The sequence below is a fragment of the Flavobacterium sp. IB48 genome, from assembly GCF_016405855.1.
Taxonomy (GTDB): Bacteria; Bacteroidota; Bacteroidia; order Flavobacteriales; family Flavobacteriaceae; genus Flavobacterium; species Flavobacterium ginsengisoli.
In genome coordinates, this window is sequence record NZ_JAEFCA010000001.1 from 513,176 (window position 1) to 534,464 (window position 21,289).

At 32.5% G+C, this 21,289-nt stretch carries 19 protein-coding genes; 12 read left to right on the forward strand and 7 right to left on the reverse strand.

Annotated features, from left to right (window positions below):
• The 7 genes from JC605_RS02250 to rpe all read left to right on the forward strand — a co-directional run bounded on the left by JC605_RS02250 (nt 1) and on the right by rpe (nt 8,690).
• Nucleotides 1–1,185 carry a DUF4249 domain-containing protein gene (locus JC605_RS02250; RefSeq protein WP_198854679.1) on the forward strand — a complete coding sequence of 395 codons (1,185 nt, stop codon included), beginning with the start codon at nt 1–3 and terminating at the stop codon, nt 1,183–1,185.
• A gap of 55 nt (nt 1,186–1,240) precedes the next feature.
• A complete protein-coding gene (locus tag JC605_RS02255; RefSeq protein ID WP_198854680.1) occupies nt 1,241–2,428 on the forward strand; it encodes a DUF4249 domain-containing protein in 1,188 nt (395 codons plus the stop codon).
• Between the two features lie 55 nt (nt 2,429–2,483).
• Nucleotides 2,484–3,677: a DUF4249 domain-containing protein gene (locus JC605_RS02260; protein WP_198854681.1), complete on the forward strand. Its 1,194-nt coding sequence runs from the start codon at nt 2,484–2,486 to the stop codon at nt 3,675–3,677.
• 55 nt (nt 3,678–3,732) lie between these two features.
• The gene (locus JC605_RS02265) at nt 3,733–4,908 is read left to right on the forward strand and encodes a DUF4249 domain-containing protein (RefSeq protein ID WP_198854682.1); all 1,176 of its coding nucleotides are present in this window, start codon (nt 3,733–3,735) and stop codon (nt 4,906–4,908) included.
• Nucleotides 4,896–6,626 carry a hypothetical protein gene (locus JC605_RS02270; RefSeq protein WP_198854683.1) on the forward strand — a complete coding sequence of 577 codons (1,731 nt, stop codon included), beginning with the start codon at nt 4,896–4,898 and terminating at the stop codon, nt 6,624–6,626. The genes JC605_RS02265 and JC605_RS02270 overlap by 13 nt, the downstream gene beginning before the upstream one ends.
• A 161-nt stretch (nt 6,627–6,787) precedes the next feature.
• Nucleotides 6,788–7,651 (forward strand): RNA polymerase sigma factor RpoD/SigA, encoded by an 864-nt coding sequence (locus JC605_RS02275; protein ID WP_007804760.1) that lies wholly within the window; start codon nt 6,788–6,790, stop codon nt 7,649–7,651.
• Between the two features lie 376 nt (nt 7,652–8,027).
• Nucleotides 8,028–8,690 carry a ribulose-phosphate 3-epimerase gene (rpe, locus tag JC605_RS02280; RefSeq protein ID WP_198854684.1) on the forward strand — a complete coding sequence of 221 codons (663 nt, stop codon included), beginning with the start codon at nt 8,028–8,030 and terminating at the stop codon, nt 8,688–8,690.
• A gap of 59 nt (nt 8,691–8,749) precedes the next feature.
• Here the strand turns inward: rpe and glsA are convergent, their stop codons facing one another.
• The 3 genes from glsA to JC605_RS02295 form a co-directional block, all read right to left on the reverse strand.
• Entirely contained in the window at nt 8,750–9,775 is a 1,026-nt protein-coding gene (gene glsA / locus JC605_RS02285) for a glutaminase A (RefSeq protein WP_198854685.1), read from the reverse strand.
• Nucleotides 9,776–9,819: 44 nt separating this feature from the next.
• Complete coding sequence (locus tag JC605_RS02290; protein WP_198854686.1) at nt 9,820–10,611, reverse strand: DNA/RNA non-specific endonuclease; 792 nt, start codon at nt 10,609–10,611, stop codon at nt 9,820–9,822.
• A 94-nt stretch (nt 10,612–10,705) separates the two neighbouring features.
• Entirely contained in the window at nt 10,706–12,889 is a 2,184-nt protein-coding gene (locus JC605_RS02295) for a carboxy terminal-processing peptidase (protein WP_198854687.1), read from the reverse strand.
• Between the two features lie 212 nt (nt 12,890–13,101).
• Between JC605_RS02295 and surE the strand changes: the two genes are divergently transcribed.
• The 5 genes from surE (at nt 13,102) to JC605_RS02320 (ending at nt 17,913) form a co-directional block, all read left to right on the forward strand.
• The gene (surE, locus tag JC605_RS02300) at nt 13,102–13,881 is read left to right on the forward strand and encodes a 5'/3'-nucleotidase SurE (protein ID WP_198854688.1); all 780 of its coding nucleotides are present in this window, start codon (nt 13,102–13,104) and stop codon (nt 13,879–13,881) included.
• Entirely contained in the window at nt 13,874–14,143 is a 270-nt protein-coding gene (locus tag JC605_RS02305) for a hypothetical protein (protein ID WP_198854689.1), read from the forward strand. Before surE ends, JC605_RS02305 begins: the two co-directional genes overlap by 8 nt.
• Before the next feature lie 67 nt (nt 14,144–14,210).
• Nucleotides 14,211–15,332, forward strand: coding sequence for a lipid-A-disaccharide synthase (lpxB, locus tag JC605_RS02310; protein WP_198854690.1), 1,122 nt, complete (start codon nt 14,211–14,213; stop codon nt 15,330–15,332).
• Between the two features lie 6 nt (nt 15,333–15,338).
• Nucleotides 15,339–15,836 carry a C40 family peptidase gene (locus tag JC605_RS02315; protein WP_198854691.1) on the forward strand — a complete coding sequence of 166 codons (498 nt, stop codon included), beginning with the start codon at nt 15,339–15,341 and terminating at the stop codon, nt 15,834–15,836.
• Between the two features lie 52 nt (nt 15,837–15,888).
• On the forward strand, nt 15,889–17,913 hold the full coding sequence (locus JC605_RS02320) for a ComEC/Rec2 family competence protein (protein ID WP_198854692.1): 2,025 nt from the start codon (nt 15,889–15,891) through the stop codon (nt 17,911–17,913).
• 1 nt (nt 17,914) lies between these two features.
• Here the strand turns inward: JC605_RS02320 and JC605_RS02325 are convergent, their stop codons facing one another.
• From JC605_RS02325 to JC605_RS02340, 4 genes are all read right to left on the reverse strand, one after another.
• Nucleotides 17,915–18,364, reverse strand: a complete 450-nt coding sequence (locus JC605_RS02325; protein WP_198854693.1) for a thioredoxin family protein — start codon at nt 18,362–18,364, stop codon at nt 17,915–17,917.
• 260 nt (nt 18,365–18,624) lie between these two features.
• Complete coding sequence (locus JC605_RS02330) at nt 18,625–19,077, reverse strand: thioredoxin family protein (RefSeq protein ID WP_198854694.1); 453 nt, start codon at nt 19,075–19,077, stop codon at nt 18,625–18,627.
• A 212-nt stretch (nt 19,078–19,289) separates the two neighbouring features.
• Nucleotides 19,290–19,757: a thioredoxin family protein gene (locus JC605_RS02335; protein WP_198854695.1), complete on the reverse strand. Its 468-nt coding sequence runs from the start codon at nt 19,755–19,757 to the stop codon at nt 19,290–19,292.
• A gap of 47 nt (nt 19,758–19,804) precedes the next feature.
• On the reverse strand, nt 19,805–21,289 hold the full coding sequence (locus tag JC605_RS02340; protein ID WP_198854696.1) for a peptide MFS transporter: 1,485 nt from the start codon (nt 21,287–21,289) through the stop codon (nt 19,805–19,807).

The following is a 21,289-nucleotide window of genomic DNA, read 5'->3' on the forward strand; positions in this document are numbered from 1 at the left end:
ATGAAAAATCACAATCTATATAAGATTATTATTTTACTTGTTACTGCTATTGTAATTAATGGCTGTACAGAAGCATATCCATTGGTAACCAATAGATTTGAAGATGTACTGATTGTTGAAGCCAATCTAACGAACGAGCTCAAAAACCAAGAAGTAAAACTTACCAAATCTGCAAGGTTCGAAGATGAAAATTATCTTCCAGAAAGTGGAGCAGAAGTTTTTATTACTGACGATGCAGGCAATAAATACAATTTCAGCGAAAATTCAGATAAATACGTTTCAGATATAGAGTTTCAAGCTGTTCCTAATACCAAATACCAATTACACATTAACACCAAAGACGGAAGATCTTTTGCTTCATCGCCAGAAATCCTTACCACTATAACACCTATCCAAAGTGTAGTAGCAGCGATTGAACAAAAAGATGATATTAATGGTGTTGGTATTCGTGTAAACAGTTTTGACCCTACAGCTACATCGACCTATTATAGATTTGAGTACGAGGAAACCTACAAGGTTGTTGCGCCAAAATGGCTGCCAACAAAACTTGTATGGAATGGCGGGCCAACCTTTGAACCAAATTCTGTAGACACTAAGGTTTGCTATGGTTCTAACAAAAGCATCGGATTTATGCTTTTAAATACAAATAAACTGAAAGAAGATCGTGTAGATTATCGAATTCGCTTTATTAGTGACCAAGATTATATTATTACGACCCGATACAGTATTTTAGTTAAGCAATATGTAGAAAGTCTGGCAGCTTACAATTATTACAATACATTAAACAAAACAGCTGTCTCAGGAGGAACTATTACTTCTCCTACTCAGCCCGGTCTTTTGTTAGGTAATTTGAGATCAATTAATGGCGACAGTAAAATATCAGGATATTTTGATGTATGCTCCGTATCGACTGAGCGAATTTATTTTAACTATGCGGATTTATTTCCAGGTAAATTTCCTCCTCCTTATGCTGTAGATTGTACACAATTTTGTTATGAAAAAGAAGCTTATAACCCTGTTCCTTGTACACATTGCTGTCATTATTTAGATGATTTGCCTCGAGGAATAATAACTTATTATTCAGGAGATGGAATCAAATCTCTTGAAACATATTGGGTTGATGCTCCATGCGGAGACTGTACAAAAATTGCCTCTAACATAAAACCACCTTTTTGGGTAGATTAATAAAGAATTATCTATTTTTTTGAAGATCAAATCAACTTAAAAAGAACATCGAAAAATGAAATTTCAAATCATAAAAAATATAATCCCACTAGCTCTTCTCTCAACCCTTTTTTATGGTTGTTCAGAAGCATATCCGTTAGTGACAAATAGGTTTGAAGAAGTAATTATAGTAGAGGCCAGCCTAACTAACGAGCTAAAAAAACAGGAAATAAAATTGACCAAATCAGCAAAATTTGAAGATGAAGGCTACCTTTCTGAAAGTGGCGCAGAAGTTTTTATTACCGATGATGCTGGCAATCAATATAATTTTAGTGACGATTCAGAAAAATATGTTTCAGATATAGAATTTCAAGCTGTTCCAAATACTAAATATCAATTACACATTAACACCAAAGACGGAAGATCTTTTGAATCATCCCCAGAAATGCTTACGACCATTAACCCTATGCAAAGTGTGGTCGCAGCAATTGAACAAAAAGACGATATAAACGGCGTAGGTATTCGCGTAAACAGCTTTGATCCTACAGCCACATCAACTTATTACAGATATGAATATGAGGAAACATATAAAGTTATTGCCCCAAACTGGCTGCCTATTAAACTTGTATGGAATAATGGGCCTATATTTGAATCAAACTCGCCAGATACTAAGACTTGCTATGGTTCTAAAAAAAGCGTAGGATTTATGCTAGTAAATACAAATACGCTAAAAGAAGACCGCGTAAATTATTTAATTCGCTTTATTAATGACCAAGACTATATTATCACACACAGATACAGCATTCTAGTTAGACAATATGTAGAAAGTCTTGCTGCTTACAACTATTATAACACATTGAATAAAACGGCAGTTTCTGGAGGAACCATTACTTCTCCAACCCAGCCAGGTCTTTTATTGGGTAATTTAAGAGCTATTAATGGTGACAGTAAAATATCAGGATATTTTGATGTGTGCTCTGTTTCTACGGAACGAATTTATTTCAATTATAAGGATTTATTTCCAGATAAATTCCCACCTCCGTATGTTATTGATTGCACACAATATTGTATTGCAGAATCTCCTTTTAATCCTCCTCCTTGCACACACTCGGCCCCCCATTATTTAGACGATTTGATTCTCGGAAAAATAAGCTATTTTTCAGGAGACGGTGCTAATACTATTACAACTTATTGGGTTGATGCCCCTTGCGGAGATTGCACAAAAATTGCCTCTAACATAAAACCTCCTTTTTGGGTAGATTAAACAAAGTCATCTAGTTTTTAAAAGATTCAATCAACTTAAAAAGAACATCAAAAAAATGAAATTTTACATCATAAAAAATATAATCTTCCTTGCCCTTCTTACAATCCTTTTTAATGGTTGTACAGAGGCATATCCGTTAGTAACAAACAGATTTGAAGAAGTAATTATTGTAGAAGCCAATATAACCAATGAACTTAAAAAGCAAGAAATAAAACTTACCAAATCTGCAAAATTTGAAGATGAAAACTACCTGTCTGAAAGCGGAGCAAAAGTTTTCATTACTGATGATGCCGGCAATCAATATAATTTTAGTGAAGATTTAGATAAATATGTTTCTGATACGGAATTTCAGGCAGTTCCAAATACTAAATACCAGCTGCATATTACCACTAAAGACGGTAGATCTTTTGAGTCATCGCCAGAAACTCTAACCACCATAAATCCTATACAAAGTGTAGTGGCTACGGTTGAAGAAAAAGATGGTGTAAATGGTGTTGCTATTCACGTAAACAGCTTTGATCCTACCGACTCATCAACTTATTACAGATACGAATACGAGGAAACCTACAAAGTTATTGCGCCAAAATGGAGACCTACAAAAATTGATTGGATCGTAAGCACGCAAACTCCTGTTTTCCTTCCAAATTCACCCAGCACTAAAACTTGTTATGGTTCTGGAAAAAATATAGAATTAATGCTACAAAGTACAAACAATCTAAAAGAAGATCGTGTAGACTATTTAATTCGATTTATTAACGACCAAGATTACATTATTACACACCGATATAGCATTTTGGTTAGACAATATATAGAAAGTCAAACAGCATACAATTATTACAATACATTGAAAAAAAGCGCTGCATCTGGAGGTACTATTGTTTCTCCTACTCAGCCAGGCTTTTTATTGGGAAATTTACGAGGTATTAATAATGACAGTAAAATATCTGGATATTTTGATGTTTGCTCTGTATCGACAGAACGAATTTATTTTAACTATGAAGACTTATTTCCAGGTAAATTTCCTCCACCTTATGTAGAAGAATGTAAAGAGTTTTGCTACTCAACAGATGAGTCTTTAGTTCCTGACCCTTGCACGAACTGGGGACATTACGCTACTGATTTATCATTAGGGAAAATAACCTATTATTCGGGAACAGGAACAGGTTTGACCTTTTGGGTAGATTCTCCATGTGGAGACTGTACAACAATTGCATCGAGTATTAAACCTCCATTTTGGGTGGATAATTAAAAATTCCCTTTTTACAATAAAACCAGAATCAGATTAAAAAGAATAGATTTAAACCATGAAATTTCATTTAATAAAAAATACAATCCTTTTAGCATTTCTAGCAGTCCTTTTTAGTGGCTGTACAGAAACATATCCGCTTTTAACTAACACTTATGAAGAAATAATAGTAATTGAAGCAACATTAACAAACGAACTTAAAAACCAAGAAATTAAAATCACTAAAACTTCAAAATTTGAAGATACAGAAGTTGCCGTAGAAAGTGGCGCTAAAGTCGTTGTTAGAGACGACCAAGGAAACGAATATCTATTTGTAGAAAGCTCAGGAGTATATAAATCTCAGGTAGCTTTTCAAGCTCTTCCAGATGCTAAATACACATTAGAAGTCACTACTAAAGATGGAAAGATTTATCAGTCAAACCCGCAAACTTTGACAAAGGTAAATCCAATCCAAAGTGTTGTTCCTGCACTTGCAGTAAATAAAGACAATGAAACTGGTGTTCAGATTAATGTTAACAATTACGATCCAACAAAATCTTCAAATTACTACAGATATGAATATGAGGAAACTTTCAAAATTGTCGCACCAAAATGGAATGTTTACAAAATCATTAGCACTTCTCTGCAAACAGTAGATTTGATTAATAACGATCCTGCTACTAAAACTTGTTACTCAACCAAAAAATCAACAGATATAATTTTGGTTAATACTAATGACCTGACAGAAGACCGCGTAAACTTACCTATTCGATTTATCGATAAAAATGATTACATAATTGGACATCGATACAGCATATTGGTAAAACAATATATTGAAAGTTTAGAAGCATATACTTTTCATAAAACAATAAAAGACATGTCAAGTTCTTCAAGTATTTTAAACCCAAAACAACCTGGTATTATTGCTGGAAATATAAGATGCATAAACGATTCGGCTACAAAAGTTATAGGCTTTTTTGATGTTTCTTCTTATTCTGAGTCTAGAATATTCTTCAATTATACCGATTTTTTCCCTACAAGCCCAATACCTTATTTTAACAGCTGCGACGACGTTCCTTTTAAATTCTGCTTTGGCACAGAAGACTGCGAGGGAGAAACTATGATTTATAATATAAATAAAAACCTTATGACATACGTTAGTGGCGCTGGTTCAAACTATACTCTTGTAGACGTCGCCTGCGGAGATTGCACATCATTTTCATCAAACATAAAACCTTCATTTTGGATAGACTAAAACATTTATTTTTATTGCTTGTATTAATTAATACACAATTTAGCAGAGCACAGCAAACAATTACTTTAGATGAAACGGTATACGTTCATTCTAATGCTACATCATTTGTTACAGGAGAAACTTTATTGTACAAAGTTTACTGCCTAAAATCGTCTGATAAAACGCCAAGCAACATAAGCAAAATAGCTTACGTAGAAATTGTTGACAACAACCACAAATCTGTTTTTAAAACTAAAATTGCACTCGAAAATGGAGTTGGACAAGGAGATTACTTTATTCCGACAACTGTAAAAACAGGTAATTACAAATTAGTTGGATATACCAATTGGATGCTAAACAAACCAATCTCAGAATTGTTCCAACTAGACATCAACATCATCAATCCGTATAAAACAGATGAGAAGACTAATGCCGAAAAAGTTTTAACTAGTAGCACAAAATCAAATGCTTCAGAAAATTTAAAAAACGACAACATAACTCTTAATTTGAATAAAAAATCGTTTACAAATCGAGAATTGGTTGATTTAAAAATTCAATCCTCTAATGCCGATTTCAAAAATGGAAATTATTCGCTTTCTGTTAGAAAATTAGACAACATTCCTTCTTCAGATAAAATTTCTGCTGTAGGTTTTGCTTCTAATCCATCTTATCCGATTGCGTTAGATACACAAAAACAAGATCAAAAATTAGTGTTGCCAGAACTTAGAGGAGAGATTATCGCAGGAACAATTTCAGCAAAAAATGGTACTGATAAGATTGCAAATATTTCTGTTGGATTGTCTATTCCTGGAAAATCTTTTGCTTTCAAAGTTGTAAAAACCGACATGTACGGTAACTTTATTTTCAATGTTGGACAAACATATTACACATCAAATATCATTTTGCAGATCATAGACGAAAAAGCAAGCGGTTATAACCTTGTTGTAAACAATAGTCCAGAAATAGATTACTCTAAATTATCATTCGAAAAAAACACGAGCCTATCTTATACCTTCAAAGAGAGTTTGCTAGAAAGATCTGTTTCTAGCCAAGTTGAAAACGCATATTTCTACAAAAAAGTAGATAATATAGAAAAAGCACCTACAACAGATGCATTTTACTATCCGCTTGCAAAAGAATATGTTTTAGATGATTATACTCGTTTTAAAACTTTAAAGGAAACAATTACCGAGGTTGTTGTTGAAATTTACTCTAAACAGAAAGACAATAATCTTTATTTGCACGTAACTGACCCGAATGTTTTCCCGCAGCTTCCTGAATCTGCACTTGTTCTTGTAGATGGAGAATATTTAGAAAATGTAAACGACTTGGCGCTATACAGCATGAAAAATGTCTACAAAGTCGAGCTTATTATAGGAAGATATTACATTGGGCCAAGATCTTTTAACGGATTAATTAGTTTTACAACTTTCAATAAAGATTTTAAAAACACTCAAACAGGAAGTTTTATAGCAAAACCAACTGTTTTGAGACCGCAGCCTAAAAAGATTTACAACAAAGTAAAATATGAAAGTGGTTCTGATAATGATAGAATTCCAGATTTTAGAAATCAATTGCTTTGGAATCCTAATGCTCAACTAAACAGTGATGCCGATACTTCATTTTATACTTCAGACTTATCTGGAACTTTTGAAATTAGATTGGAAGGTTTTACTAAAAACGGAATTCCAGTCTCTGTTACAGAAAATATTGAAGTTCAAAATACTGCTGTAAATTAAATTTAGTTAAAAAAAAAACATAACACTCACAAAACCTGCCCATTAAAGGCAGGTTTTTATTTTTTCCAAAATATTTTAAAAATATTTTTATTATATTGTAACTTTTTTGATACTCATTACGTATAACCATTTGTACACTTTAAAAATAGGGAGACAACAACATGAGACAACTTAAAATCACCAAGCAGGTAACTAATCGTGAAACTGCATCGTTAGATAAATATCTACAAGAAATTGGAAAAGTTGACCTAATTACCGCTGATGAAGAGGTAGAATTAGCACAAAGAATAAAGGCTGGTGATCAAAGAGCTTTAGAAAAACTAACAAAAGCCAACCTACGTTTCGTAGTATCTGTGGCTAAACAATATCAAAATCAAGGATTAACTCTTCCTGACTTAATTAATGAAGGAAACTTAGGTTTAATTAAAGCGGCTCAACGTTTTGATGAGACTCGTGGTTTCAAATTCATTTCTTACGCTGTATGGTGGATTCGTCAATCGATTCTTCAAGCTTTAGCAGAGCAATCTCGTATTGTACGTTTACCATTAAATAAAATTGGTTCTATCAATAAAATCAACAAAATGTATGCATTATTAGAGCAATCTAACGAGCGTCCACCTTCTGCTGAGGAAATTGCAAAAGAACTTGATATGACTGTAAACGACGTAAAAGAGTCTATGAAAAACTCTGGACGTCACCTATCTATGGATGCTCCTCTTGTTGAAGGAGAAGATTCTAACCTTTATGACGTATTACGTTCTGGCGAATCTCCAAATCCAGATAGAGAATTAATTCACGAATCTCTTCGTACTGAAATCGAACGTTCTTTAGAAACATTAACTCCAAGAGAAGCAGATGTTGTTCGTTTGTATTTTGGTCTTGGCGATCAGCACCCAATGACTCTTGAAGAAATTGGTGAAACTTTCGACCTAACTCGTGAGCGTGTTCGTCAGATTAAAGAAAAAGCAATCCGTCGATTGAAGCACACTTCTAGAAGTAAAATCCTTAAAACATATTTAGGATAAGACAATATTTGTTTCAGGTTTAAAGTTTCAGGTTGCTTTTGTAACTTGAAACATGAAACTTGAAACCTTTGTACCGCAAACAACAGTTTGATTGACTGTTCGTTTTTTGATTGATGATTGAAACTCCGGCTGATTACCGGAGTTTTTTATTTTTAAAGTTTTTTTACCGCAAAGCACGCTAAGAATTACGCAAAGTTCACAAAGAAAAAAAGAAATAGCCACAGATTAAAGGATTTACACAGATTATAAAATCATTTTAATCCCTTTAATCTGTGGCAAAAAAACTTAGTGCAATTTGCGTAATTCTTAGCGTGCTTTGCGGTTAAATTATAATCAACAGTATAAAAACTTTATCTTTGCAATAAAACAACACACAATGAAAAATACACTTATTGCTCCTTCAGTTCTTGCTGCGGATTTTGGAAATTTACAGCGTGATGCAGAAATGATTAATAACAGTCAGGCTGATTGGTTTCATATCGATATTATGGATGGAGTTTTTGTTCCGAATATCTCTTTCGGAATGCCCGTTTTAGAAGCAATTTCAAAACATGCAAAAAAGTATATTGATGTACATTTAATGATTATTGATCCAGATCGTTACATAAAAACTTTTGCCGATTTAGGAGCAAATGGGCTTACTGTACATTACGAAGCTTGCACACACTTACACAGAACACTGCAAGCAATTAAAGCAGAAGGAATGAAGGCTGGTGTTGCCATGAATCCACATACCAATGTTGACTTATTAGAAGACGTTATTAATGACATCGACGTAGTTTGCATTATGAGTGTAAATCCAGGATTTGGAGGACAATCATTTATCGAAAACACTTACGACAAAGTAAAGAAGCTAAAAGCACTTATTACTCGTAAAAATGCTTCAACATTAATCGAAATTGACGGCGGTGTAACCAGCAAAAACGCAAAACAATTAGTCGAAGCTGGAGCAGATGTTTTAGTGGCCGGAAGCTTTGTTTTTAAAGCTGAAAACCCAACAGAAACCATAGCAGATTTAAAAAGTCTTACTGCTTTTTAAATTTTCAAAAGCAAAAAAAGTCCAAAATAATTTTTGGACTTTTTTTTATTATCTAAAACCTACTTAGGTTCAATCCAATAAGGATTTGCTTTAAGTTTTTCTACAACATATTGGATAACTTTCTGAGCTTTCAAACTATTTCCAGAGTTATCTAATGGTGGCGAAATAACAGCAATTCCAAATTTGCCAGGACATACAGCCAATATTCCTCCTCCAACTCCACTCTTTGCCGGAAGTCCCGAATTAAACAGCCAAATTCCAGAATTATCATAAAGACCTGCAGTTGCCATTACAGGTAAAGTATACATTACAGTTGTCTGACTAACCACCTTATTCTTTGTAACAGGATTAACGCCTCCATTTGCCAATGTGGCCGCCATTGTAGCAAGATCCTTTACATTTACATTCAATGCACATTGTTTCGTATAAAGATCTGTTGCTTGTACTGGATCAAAATATATTCTGTTATAAGCCAATAACAAATGTGCAATAGCTTGATTTCGTAAATTATCCCCAGCTTCACTTATATAAACAGGACGATTTAGAGAAAGCTCTCTTCCAGCAAAGTCACTCTGAATTTTCTGGATTTCTTTCCATTTTGCTATAGAATCATTACCTCGAATAAGGCTCGTAGTTGCAATAGCTCCAGGATTTACAAGAGGATTAATTTTATCACCTTTATGCATTTCTATCGCAACAATAGAATTAAATGGTAATCCTGTGGCATTTACGCCTATTTTGTCTTCTAAAAACTGTGATCCTTCTTGCTCAATTACTTTTGCCATCGTAAATACTTTCGAGATGCTTTGAATTGAAACCATTGACGTTATATCGCCTTTTGTATATATGGCTCCCTCTGCAGTAACAAGCGCAATACCAAAAATATTGGGATCAACATTGGCTAGTTCTTTAATATAATCAGCATTTTTTCCTTCTTTTACATCTTTAAATTTATTAAACGCTTCATTAAGGGTATTTTGTATATTTTGTTTATTCAGTATTGTTTGGCTATAGCCGTGGTTTATGATAAAAACAATCATTAAACCAGCAAAAATCAATTGCTTGTTCATTTTAAAAAAAGGCATTCTTATTTCTATTCTAGATTAATTTATAGATAAACAGTATTTAATTAAAAATCCTTACTGCTTTTTAAGTTCTTAAGATTTGGGAAGAAATCAATTCCAGTCATTTTTTCTAAAGTTTCGATTGGAACAACAAAATCGTAAATTGATTTATCACTTTTTTCATTTGGCACTAAGAAAGCAATTGCCTTATGCTCTGTTCCAGATTTAGCTAAAACAATTTTATAAAAGTATTCAGGAACAGCAACTTTCTCTATTCCTATTTTTTTATCCGAATCCTTCAGAATTCCGCCAGTTACAACATAAATATCATTATATTTTCCTGCCCAATAGCGCGTTTTTTGCTCTATTCTATTCCAAATTCCGGCATTAAACTCTTTCTTTTGAGGTGAAATATTCGAAGTATAAAAAGTATCATTATAAGCATCTTTACTAAACTCCATGTCTCCAGCGGGGCAAAGATGCCCTTTATCATAACCAGAATTTTTATAGTTTCTCCAATCTGCAGAACCCGTAGTTACTTTTGGATCTTCAATAAAATAAGGTCTTTTATAATCGTTATTTTTTAAATATTCCTTTTTTAATTCATAAGCCACCCACTCTGCCTGTTCAAACTTTTCATTATAAGAAAGCGTATAATATTGATGCTTTACAATCTGTTTCGTTGTTGAAGTTGGCAAATAAGCTACGGTATAAGAATCATTGCTCGTAGAATTTCCCTTAAAAGAAATCACATCTTTACTTTCGTTTTCTTCTCTTATATTTTCTTTCTCTACATTCTCCTTCTTGCATGACAACAGCACGAAACTCATTAAAAACACATAAAGCAACTTTTTCATAAATAAAAATATTAAGCGATAAACGTACAAAAAAAACGCTCCATAAATTCAAAATTTACAGAGCGTTTTTTAACAAATTAAATTCTTCTCGAACTTAAGACTTCACTAGTTTATCCTTTTTCATTTTAGGATTAACTGTATTTTTCACCAAACCTTTTGTCTGCAAATCATCTAGTACATTTAATGCTTCTTCTACATAAACATCTTTAGATAAAGCTTGATGCCATGCATCTCTTTTCTCTTTTAAAGATGCATCAGCTTTCATTTCATCTTCTTCGTACGGAAGCGATTTAAAGATCAAATCGTTTTTGTAATCAGAAATTGGTTTGTATTTTTTTCCTTCGTTTTCAACTTGCTCTTGAGTTTCTTTAAAACTCTTAATATTTAAGCTGTAAACATTTTCTTTGTTTTTAACATCAATCCATTTTGCATTATCATCAATTAATTTAAACTGAGGATTTTGAGCAATTCTGTTTTTACTGTTATTGATAGCTTTAGCAAAATTCTCATTAGAATTCCATGTGCTATAATCTGCTGGATCAATTTTATCCCAAGGCATTGCATTGTCAATATCTCTCTCGCCCATTTTTAAGTAAGCATAACGATCCGGCATTACGACATCACTATGAACTCCTTCAAGCTGAGTAGATCCTCCATTTATTCTGTAAAACTTCTGTCCGGTAATTTTCAATGCACCAAGATCTCCATAATTTGCATTACGCACAAACTGATTTAAATCTAATACATTTTGAACCGTTCCTTTACCGTATGTTTGTTTACTTCCGATAATTACACCACGTTTGTAATCCTGAATTGCAGCTGCTAAAATTTCAGATGCAGAAGCAGAAAAACTGTTTACCATGATAACAAGTGGTCCATCCCACTCGATTTTTTTATCTTTATCGTATAGAACTTCTTTCTTTTTACCTGCAGATTTTACTTGAACAATTGGTCCTTCTTCAATAAATAAACCTGCGATATCAACCACAGTAGAAAGAGATCCTCCACCATCATCACGAACGTCTAATACAATACCATTGATGTTTTCTTTTTTTAGTCTCTCTACTTCTTTAGCAATATCTTTTCCTGCATCACGTCCGTCTTTGTTTTCAAAATCAATATAAAACTTAGGAAGATAAATTACTCCATATTTTAAACCGTTTTTCTCAACAACACTAGACTTTGCATATGTTTCTTCAATTTCAACAACATCACGAATGATAGAAATCACTTTGATAGAACCGTCAACTTTTTTAACCGTCAATTTTACTTCAGTTCCTTTATGCCCTTTAATTTTCTTTACAACATCATCCAAACGCATTCCAACAACATCTACAGGCTCCTCATTTCCTTGAGCAACTTTTAAGATTAAATCTCCTGCTTCAAGTTGCTTTCCTTTCCAAGCTGGACCTCCAGAAATTAACTCATCAATTTGAGTAAAATCGTTTTTCTTAGTCAAACGAGCTCCAATACCTTCCAATTTACCGCTGATATTTACATCAAAACGATCTTTTTCTTCTGGTGCAAAATAGCTTGTGTGCGGATCAAAACGAGCCATGATAGAGTTCAAATACACAGAAAACCAGTAGTCTCTATTTAAATCTTTAATTACACTAAAATTATCATCTAGAGATTTTAAAGAGCTTTCGCGAGTTTCTTTTTCTAAAGTTTCAAAAGATTTCTCTTTGTAAGCAGGATCTTTTTTCTTCTTCTCTTCTTCAATTTTTTGTTTTGTTACTAAAGACGATAGAGTCGATAATTTAATTTGTTTTCTCCATCTTTCATTAATCTCTGTTAAGTTTTTTGCATACGGCATTTTTTCATAATCCGCATCAAAATTCTCATCTACATTATAGTTAAATGGCTGACTTAAAATCGTTTTATAACGTTTTTTACTTTCTTCCATACGCTTCATTAACCTTGTATAAGTAAGGTTGAAAAACGTAATATCTTTATTCAAAAACTGATCATCCAACATTAATTCATACTGTTTGAATTCGTCAATATCAGACTGAAGGAAAAATCTTTTTGAAGGGTCTAAAGCATCAATATAATCCTTGAAAATACCTTTAGAAAATTCGTCATTTATTTCTGCTGGGCTATAATGTCCTTTTTCAATAACAAATGCTAGTAATTCTAAAAGTGTCTTGTCTCTGTTCGGATCTGGGTCGATTGTCCTATCGGCATTCATCTTAAATGCAAACAATGTAAGCGATAAGCACAATACGGCTATGAGTATCTTATAATTTCTTTTCATAAACTTTATAATAGCATTCATCAATTTTTTTATCTAAGTTACGTTAAAAACTATGCCACGAGAGCTAACGCTTCGATAATTTTTTGTTAAAGATATAAAAATGTTTAATTCGTAAAAAAGTTCTTTACCTTAGTTGACAAATTTTGCACTATTTGTGACTTCTCACAAATAATTGTGATTATTTTTGTTTTTAAAATCTTACAATTGTTAAAACTACACATAATATTTATTAAATGAAAGCTGAGAAACCACTTATATTGGTAACTAACGACGATGGTATTTTAGCTCCTGGAATTAGAGCCTTAATTAGCGTCATGGAAACAATCGGAAACGTTATTGTTGTTGCGCCAGACAAACCTCAAAGTGCAATGGGACACGCAATCACAGTCAACAATACTTTGTTTATAGATAAAATTTCAAAAGACGATGACACAATTGCAGAATACAGCTGTTCTGGAACTCCTGTAGATTGTGTAAAATTGGCAGTAAACGAAATCTTGAAACGTAAACCTGACTTATGCGTTTCGGGAATAAACCATGGATCGAATTCTTCTATCAATGTCATTTATTCTGGAACTATGAGCGCTGCTGTAGAAGCAGGAATTGAAGGCATTCAGGCAATTGGTTTTTCTCTTTTAGATTTTGATTGGAATGCCGATTTTGAACCAATCAAATCTTTTGTGAAAAAAATTACTTTAGAAACTCTGGCCAATAAACTTCCTCCAGGGGTGGTTTTAAATGTCAATTTTCCGAAACTAAAAGAATCTGAAATTAAAGGAATAAAAGTTTGTCGTCAAGCGAAAGCCTACTATGCGCAAAAATTTGATAAAAGACAAACTCCTTTTGGAAAAGATTATTACTGGCTTGCTGGAAAATTTGTAAACGAAGATAAAGGCGAAGACACAGACGAATGGGCTTTGGCAAACGGATATATTTCTGTTGTTCCAGTACAATTTGATTTGACAGCACATCATTCTATTCAGCAACTTAACACTTGGAAATTAAATGACTAAAGAAGTACTAATCGGTTTTTTGATCGGAATTTTTACGGCTCTTTTGGGAAGCTATTTGTTTATTACTTTTTTCACAACATTTGATATTTCGTCAGGAATTGAGATCATTAGAGAACATGGATATCTTGGAAAAATAATCACTCTTGGAACACTTTTAGATCTTGCTGTATTTGCTATTCTGCTAAAAAGAAATAAAGAATATATGGCTCGAGGTGTAATTTTAGCCGTGATTGCACTGGCTATTTCGACATTAGTTATTTAAATCTTATCTTTGCTTTGTTACCGTTATTGCGGATTTACAACTTTAGCACATTTACAAAAAAACCAACATGAAGTATTACATAATTGCAGGAGAAGCCTCTGGAGATTTACATGGTTCTAATTTAATGAAAGCATTATATGTTGAAGACCCTGAAGCAGAAATTAGATTTTGGGGCGGAGATTTAATGCAAAAAGTAGGCGGAACTCTAGTAAAACACTATCGCGATTTGGCTTTTATGGGTTTTATTGAAGTGGTTTTCAATTTAAAAACCATATTAAACAATATCAAAATCTGTAAAAAAGATATCTTGGAGTTTCAGCCAGATGTTATTATTTTTATTGATTATCCTGGTTTTAATATGCGAATTGCAAAATGGGCAAAAGAATTAGGCTATAAAACGCATTATTATATTTCTCCTCAAATTTGGGCTTGGAAAGAAAACAGAATTAAAGCCATTAAACAAGATGTCGATAAGATGTTTGTGATTTTGCCTTTTGAAAAAAGCTTTTACGAAGACAAACATCATTTTCCGGTAGATTTTGTTGGACATCCTCTTATTGATGCCATTCAGAATCAGCCTGCTTTTGATGAAGCTTTATTTAGAAAAGAAAATAATTTAGGCGAAAAACCAATTATTGCCGTTCTACCAGGAAGTCGTAAGCAGGAAATTACCAAAATGTTGAGCGTAATGCTGAGTGTTGTTGATGATTTTCAGGATTACGAATTTGTAATTGCTGGCGCTCCAAGTCAGGAATATGAATTTTATCAGCAGTTTCTAAAAAACAAAAACATCGCATTTGTTTCGAACAGAACCTACGATTTACTTCGTTCTTCAACCGCAGCTCTAGTAACTTCTGGAACTGCAACTCTTGAAACGGCTCTTTTTAAAGTTCCAGAAGTAGTTTGCTATAAAGGAAGCGAAGTTTCGTACCAGATTGCAAAACGTATTATCACTTTAAAATACATTTCTCTTGTCAATTTAATTATGGATCAAGAAGTTGTAACCGAATTAATTCAAGGAGACTGCAATAAAAAACGAATTAAAGAAGAACTTCAAAAATTATTAGAACCTGATTATCGCAATAAAGTGCTACATAATTACGATATATTAGAACAAAAATTAGGCGGAGTTGGAGCGAGTAAAAATACAGCAAGACTCATTGTTGCCGATTTAAAACAAAATAAGTAACTGATTTTGAAAAGAATTGTAATTTTCCTCCTTTTAGCAATTGCTTTTACTTCTTGTAAATCGACTTCGACAGCGGTATCAAAAAGTGGCACAAAAAGCGAATCAAAAAAAGAAAACAAAGCTTTGGTTAATACTTTAATCGAAAAAGCAACTGATAATATTGGCGTTCGCTATAAAGCAGGAGGAACTACAAAAAGCGGTTTTGATTGTTCTGGACTTGTTTACACTACTTTTGAAAGTGAAAACATCCAACTTCCAAGAAGTTCTTATGATCAAGCAAAAATTGGAAAAGTCATTCCACTAAATGATGCAAAAAAAGGCGATTTAATTTTCTTTAAAACTAACAAAAGCAGACAAATAAATCACGTCGGATTAATCACGGAAGTTAATTCTGACGAAATTAAATTTGTCCATTCCTCTACTTCTAAAGGTGTAATTATTTCTTCTACTAAAGAAGCTTATTACAAAAACTCTTTTGAACAGGTAAATAGGGTTCTTCCATAAAAAATTCATTTTTTTTATTATTTTTCTTACAAATATTTAATACTTTTAAACCATGAAAGTATTAGATTTTCCGTTAGTAAAAATTACAATAGCCTTTATACTTGGCATAATTGCCTCGTATTATCTACATTTTTCAATATCGATAATTGCTTTTCCGCTTTTGCTGAGTTTTATTGCATTCTTTGTCGCTTTCTTTTGGACCTTAAAACGGAATAAGAAATCGTCTCTATTTGGTATTCTCAGCTGTGGTTTAGCCTTTTTCATTGGAACTTTTACCCTTATTAGTCACACTGAAAATCTTCAAAAAGACAATTACACTCATTGCAAATCTGCTTTTAAAAGCAAACAATCTACTACTTTAATTCTTAGAGAGAAATTAAAAAGCAACGATTATAGTGATCGGTACATTGGTTTAATAAAAACAATCTCAGGAAAACCTTATTCGGGAAAAGTAATTGTAAATGTCCAGAAAGACAGTAGCAAGAATCATTTGATTATAGGAAACAGCATTAAAATTCAAACAATTTTACAGCAAAACAAACCAAGCAAAAATCCCAATCAATTTGATTACAGCAGATATTTGGCCGACAAACAAATCTATGCGCAGGTTTATTGCCAGAAAAAAGAAATTCTAGTTAATAAAGCCATTCAAAAAGACATTTGGTATTATTGCGCCAAACTTCATTCTAGAATAATCTCCAATCTAGAAAAATCAAATTTCAATCAAGCCGAAATGAATGTTGCTTTGGCATTAATTTTAGGCCAACAGCAAGAGATTTCACAAGGTATAATTCAAGATTATCAATATTCTGGAGCTACCCATGTTTTATCTGTTTCAGGGCTTCATGTGGGCTTTATAATGCTTTTTATCACTTTTATACTGAAACCAATTCCAAACACAAAAAAAGGTTCATTTTTTAAACTAGCTTGTATTCTAATTTCCTTAGCCGGTTTTGCTGTTATTTCTTGTTTATCGCCTTCCGTTTTGCGATCTGTAGTCATGTTTTCCTTTCTTGCAATTGGAAATCATTTATGTCGAAATGGCAATATCTATCATACTTTATTGGTTTCAATCTTACTGATATTACTTTTTGAACCGTATTTCTTATTTGATGTTGGTTTTCAGTTAAGCTATATCGCGCTTTTTTTCATTCTTTGGCTACAGCCTATTTTAAAGAATATTTATAACCCGAAAAATAAACTAACAATTTACATTTGGGAAGCCTTAACGGTTTCTTTTGCAGCACAAATTGGCACATTGCCTTTATGCCTTTACTATTTTCATCAATTTCCTGGATTGTTTTTTGTTACCAACATCATAATCCTTCCAGTTTTATCCTTCATCATGATAGCAGGAATTGTGGTTATGATTATAGCTATTTTTACCAGTCCACCATTATTTATTACAATCATTTTTGAAAAAAGTATTTACCTTTTAAATCTCATGATTCATGCTGTTGCCTCTGTTGATTCTTTTGTCATTCAAAACATCAGTTTTAATCTGTATCACTTATGGGCATTTTCATTCTTTATAATTGGCACAATCGTCTGGATTAAAAAACCAAGTTTTAATAAATTGCTATTTGTATTCGTCTCAATTATTACTATCCAGCTTGCTTTTATTTTCACCAAAATAGAAACGGAAAATGAAGAAGAATTAATTGTTTATAATGAAAAAAATAACACCCTAATTTCTGAGCGTTTAGGAAGAAACCTTTTGCTTTTCACAAAAGATACTCTTAGTGAGAACAACAGAAACATAAATTCGTATCTCGTAGGAAATTCAATTTCATTACCTACAACCAAAGAGATTAAAAATGTACTTTATTTTAAAAAGAACAGGATCCTAATAATTGACAGCACTAAAACTTATTCGGAAAAAATTAAACCAGATATTTTAATTCTTACTCAGACTTCAAAAGTAAACTTAGATCGATTGTTGCAAATTCTTCATCCGAAAATTGTTATTGCAGATGGATCAAATTCGAACTCCATTCAGAAATATTGGAAAAATAGTTGTCTCAAAAAAAATATCCCTTTTCATTCAACAAAAGAAAAGGGATACTATAGATTATAATTTATTCTGGATTTAAAATTAAATTCGATTCAGAGATCCACGATTTAACTCCTGAAGCATTATAACCAATAAGTCCTAATTTATTAAAATTGGTTTTTCCTTTCCTGCTGGTTACTTCTGAAAAACACACTTGCGGAATATCTTCTATACCAAAAGCATTTTTTAATCGTAAAATCTGCTCTCTAGTAGCATCTGAGATTGAAGAATCAGAAATATCAAGCTTGACTAGAATAACATTTTTACGTGACCATTCTTCGAAATCACGAGTAGAAAAAATTTCATTTTGCAACTGAGGATTTACACCTTGGCTAGTAAAAAAAATCAGCAATGGTTTTCTCTTTTCTGCGCTCACAGTTACAGCATCATTAATATCTGTTTTCCATATTATATTTTGAGAATTCATATAAAATGGACTTAAAAAAAATAGTAGAATAAGTAATTTTTTCGGCATATAATTTTGGTTTTGGTTATGTTAATAAATCTAAAATAATACAAAAACAGAATCCGATAACGATTTTAATAAATTAAAAACCAACTTATAAGCATTAAAATCAAATTGATAATAAATAGGCTATTTTTTAATAAATGTGAAATAAACACAAATAAAAATAATCAAATTATCGATGTATTTTTTAGAACAAAAAAATCCCCCTCTGAAAAACAGAAAGGGGACTAAAAAAAATTAAAATAAAAGTCGAATGAAATCGTTTACTATTCTGATGGATGTAAAATTGCATTTGATTCTGCAATCCAAGCTTTCGCTCCTCCTGGTTTGTAGGCTATTTTTCCTAAAGCACTAAATGTCGTTTTGTTTTTTCTTACCGATGCCATTGCAAAGCATACTTCTGGAAGATCTTGAACTCCAAATGCATTTTTTAATTTCACATTCTGTTCGCGATCGCTATCTGAAGCATTCATATCAGACAAATCTAATTTTACTAAGACCACGTTATCACGTGACCAAACAGCAAAATCAGGCGTTTTAAAGATTTCATTTTGGAGATTTTCTGGTACACCTGAGGCAGTGAATAAAATCAACATTGGTTTTTTCTGGTCATTACTTATCGCAATAGCATCTGTCATGTTTGTTCTCCATGCTAAATTTTGCGCCTGCGTCATAAATGAGCCTAAAAAAAACAGTAGGATAAGTAGTTTTTTAATCATATAAATTGGTTTTGGTTAGATTAGCAAGACGAAATTAACATTATATTTTAATTTTCCAATTTTTATTAGCATAAAAAATACATTATATGTTTTTTTAAATATAATAAAATACCAAATACTCAATTAGAGATAATTTTACAAAGAGTTTTTCCTACTAAACAAAAAAAAGTCCCTTACATTGTAAGGGACTTTTCAATATTTTTAAATCTAATTTATGATTTCTTAGGGTGTACTATTCCTTCTGCAACAGTTAACCAAGCAGATGGTCCACCAGCAACATATCCTGTCTTACCAAGACCTTTAAAATTAACTCTCCCATCCTTTGTTTCCGCACTTGTAAAGAAAACAGTTGGGAAACCCTGAATACCAAAAGCTTGTTGCAATTCATTGTTCTGACTTTTAAGCTCTGGAGTCTGCGCAACAGATCTAGGATAATCTAATTCAACTAAAACTACATTATCTGCTGCCCATTTCTTAAACTCTGCAGTCTTTAAAACTTCATTTTGCAAACGAATACACCAACCACACCAATCACTTCCTGTAAAGAACATTAGCATAGGTTTTTGCTCTTTGTTACTTATAGTAATTGCCTCTCTAACATCTGTATACCATTTTAATTCTTGCGCCTGAAGATTTGCGGCTCCAATTAAAAACAAAGCAATAAGTAGTATTTTTTTCATAGTGAGAAATTTTACACAAATTTATACAAAAAGTTGTTACAATATAATTATTTAACTTCTTGCATTAATCTTCTGATTAGTGGCGTAACTACAATTAAAACGATTCCTGCAATTAAAGAATATAATGCTAACTGATAGTATCCATCTGTATAAGCGATAAGCTTAGTCATTAATGTAGTTCCTGTATTAGCATTAGATATTTCAGCTCCTAATTTTCCAGCTGCAAACTGGCCAAATGCACTCGACAAGAACCAAAGCCCCATCATCATTCCGAACAATCTTTTAGGAGATAATTTTGTAATTACCGACATTCCGATCGGACCAATACACAATTCTCCAAGAGTATATACAAGATATCCTAAAGCAAAAACATCTAGAGAACTTAATCCATCTGCATTTACAAAAAATCTGGCGCTGTAAAAAATAAAGAAACCTGCCGCAAGCAAAACAAAAGACAAACCAAACTTAATAACCGTATTAGGTTCAATTTTTCGCTTGGCCATAAATATCCATAACAATCCTACCAACGGACTAAAAATAACAACATACAACGAGTTAATACTATTATTTACTACGTTTGGATCAATGTTAAAAAACAATAACTTGCTAGATAAATTATCTTTTGCAAACAAAGACAGTGATCCTCCAGATTGCTCCGAAATTGCCATAAACATAAAGTATCCAAAAATGAATACAAATGCAGCTAAAAGTTTTCGCTGTTGTTTTCCATCCTTTAGCATTATCAATTCATATGCAAAATACCCTAATGCCGCTATTCCCATAGTATACATAAAGTATTCTGTAAAATCAGAATTGATAACCATTATATAAACTAATGGTATTACAACAAAAGAACCAACATAAACCGCTATTTCATAAAGATTACGTTTTTTAGGCGCTTGATTTTCTAATGGAGAATTTCCAATTGGCGCTAAATGTTTTTTCGTTAAAAGAAAAGTAATAACTCCAATTACCATAACAATTGCCGCAGAAAGAAAGCAAAGACTCCAAGAATAGTTCTTTCCTAAATAAATAGGAATTGCACCACCAAGCATTCCTCCAATATTAATTCCTGCATAAAACAATCCATAACCAGCATCTCGACGACCGTCACTTTCATGATACAACTCACCTACCATCGAAGAAACGTTTGGTTTAAAGAAACCTGTTCCGATGATAGAAAGCGTTATTCCGTAGTAAAAGAAATCATGTGGCGAAGCAGCAATAAGCAAATTCCCAAGAATCATAACGATTCCTCCAAAAAGTAGTGATTTCTTAAATCCTAATATTTTATCTGCAAAAATACCTCCAATAAATGTAAATGCGTAAACAAAAGCCTGAATCGCTCCATATTGAAGATTTGCTTTTCCTTCTACTAAACCTAGCTGGTCTACCATAAAAAAAGCTAAAACCCCTCTCATTCCGTAGAAACAAAAACGTTCCCACATTTCAACCAAAAACAAGTACCACAATTGTTTTGGGTACTTGCCTTTAAAATTTTGAATTTCTTCTAAAGTAATATTGTTTTCCAT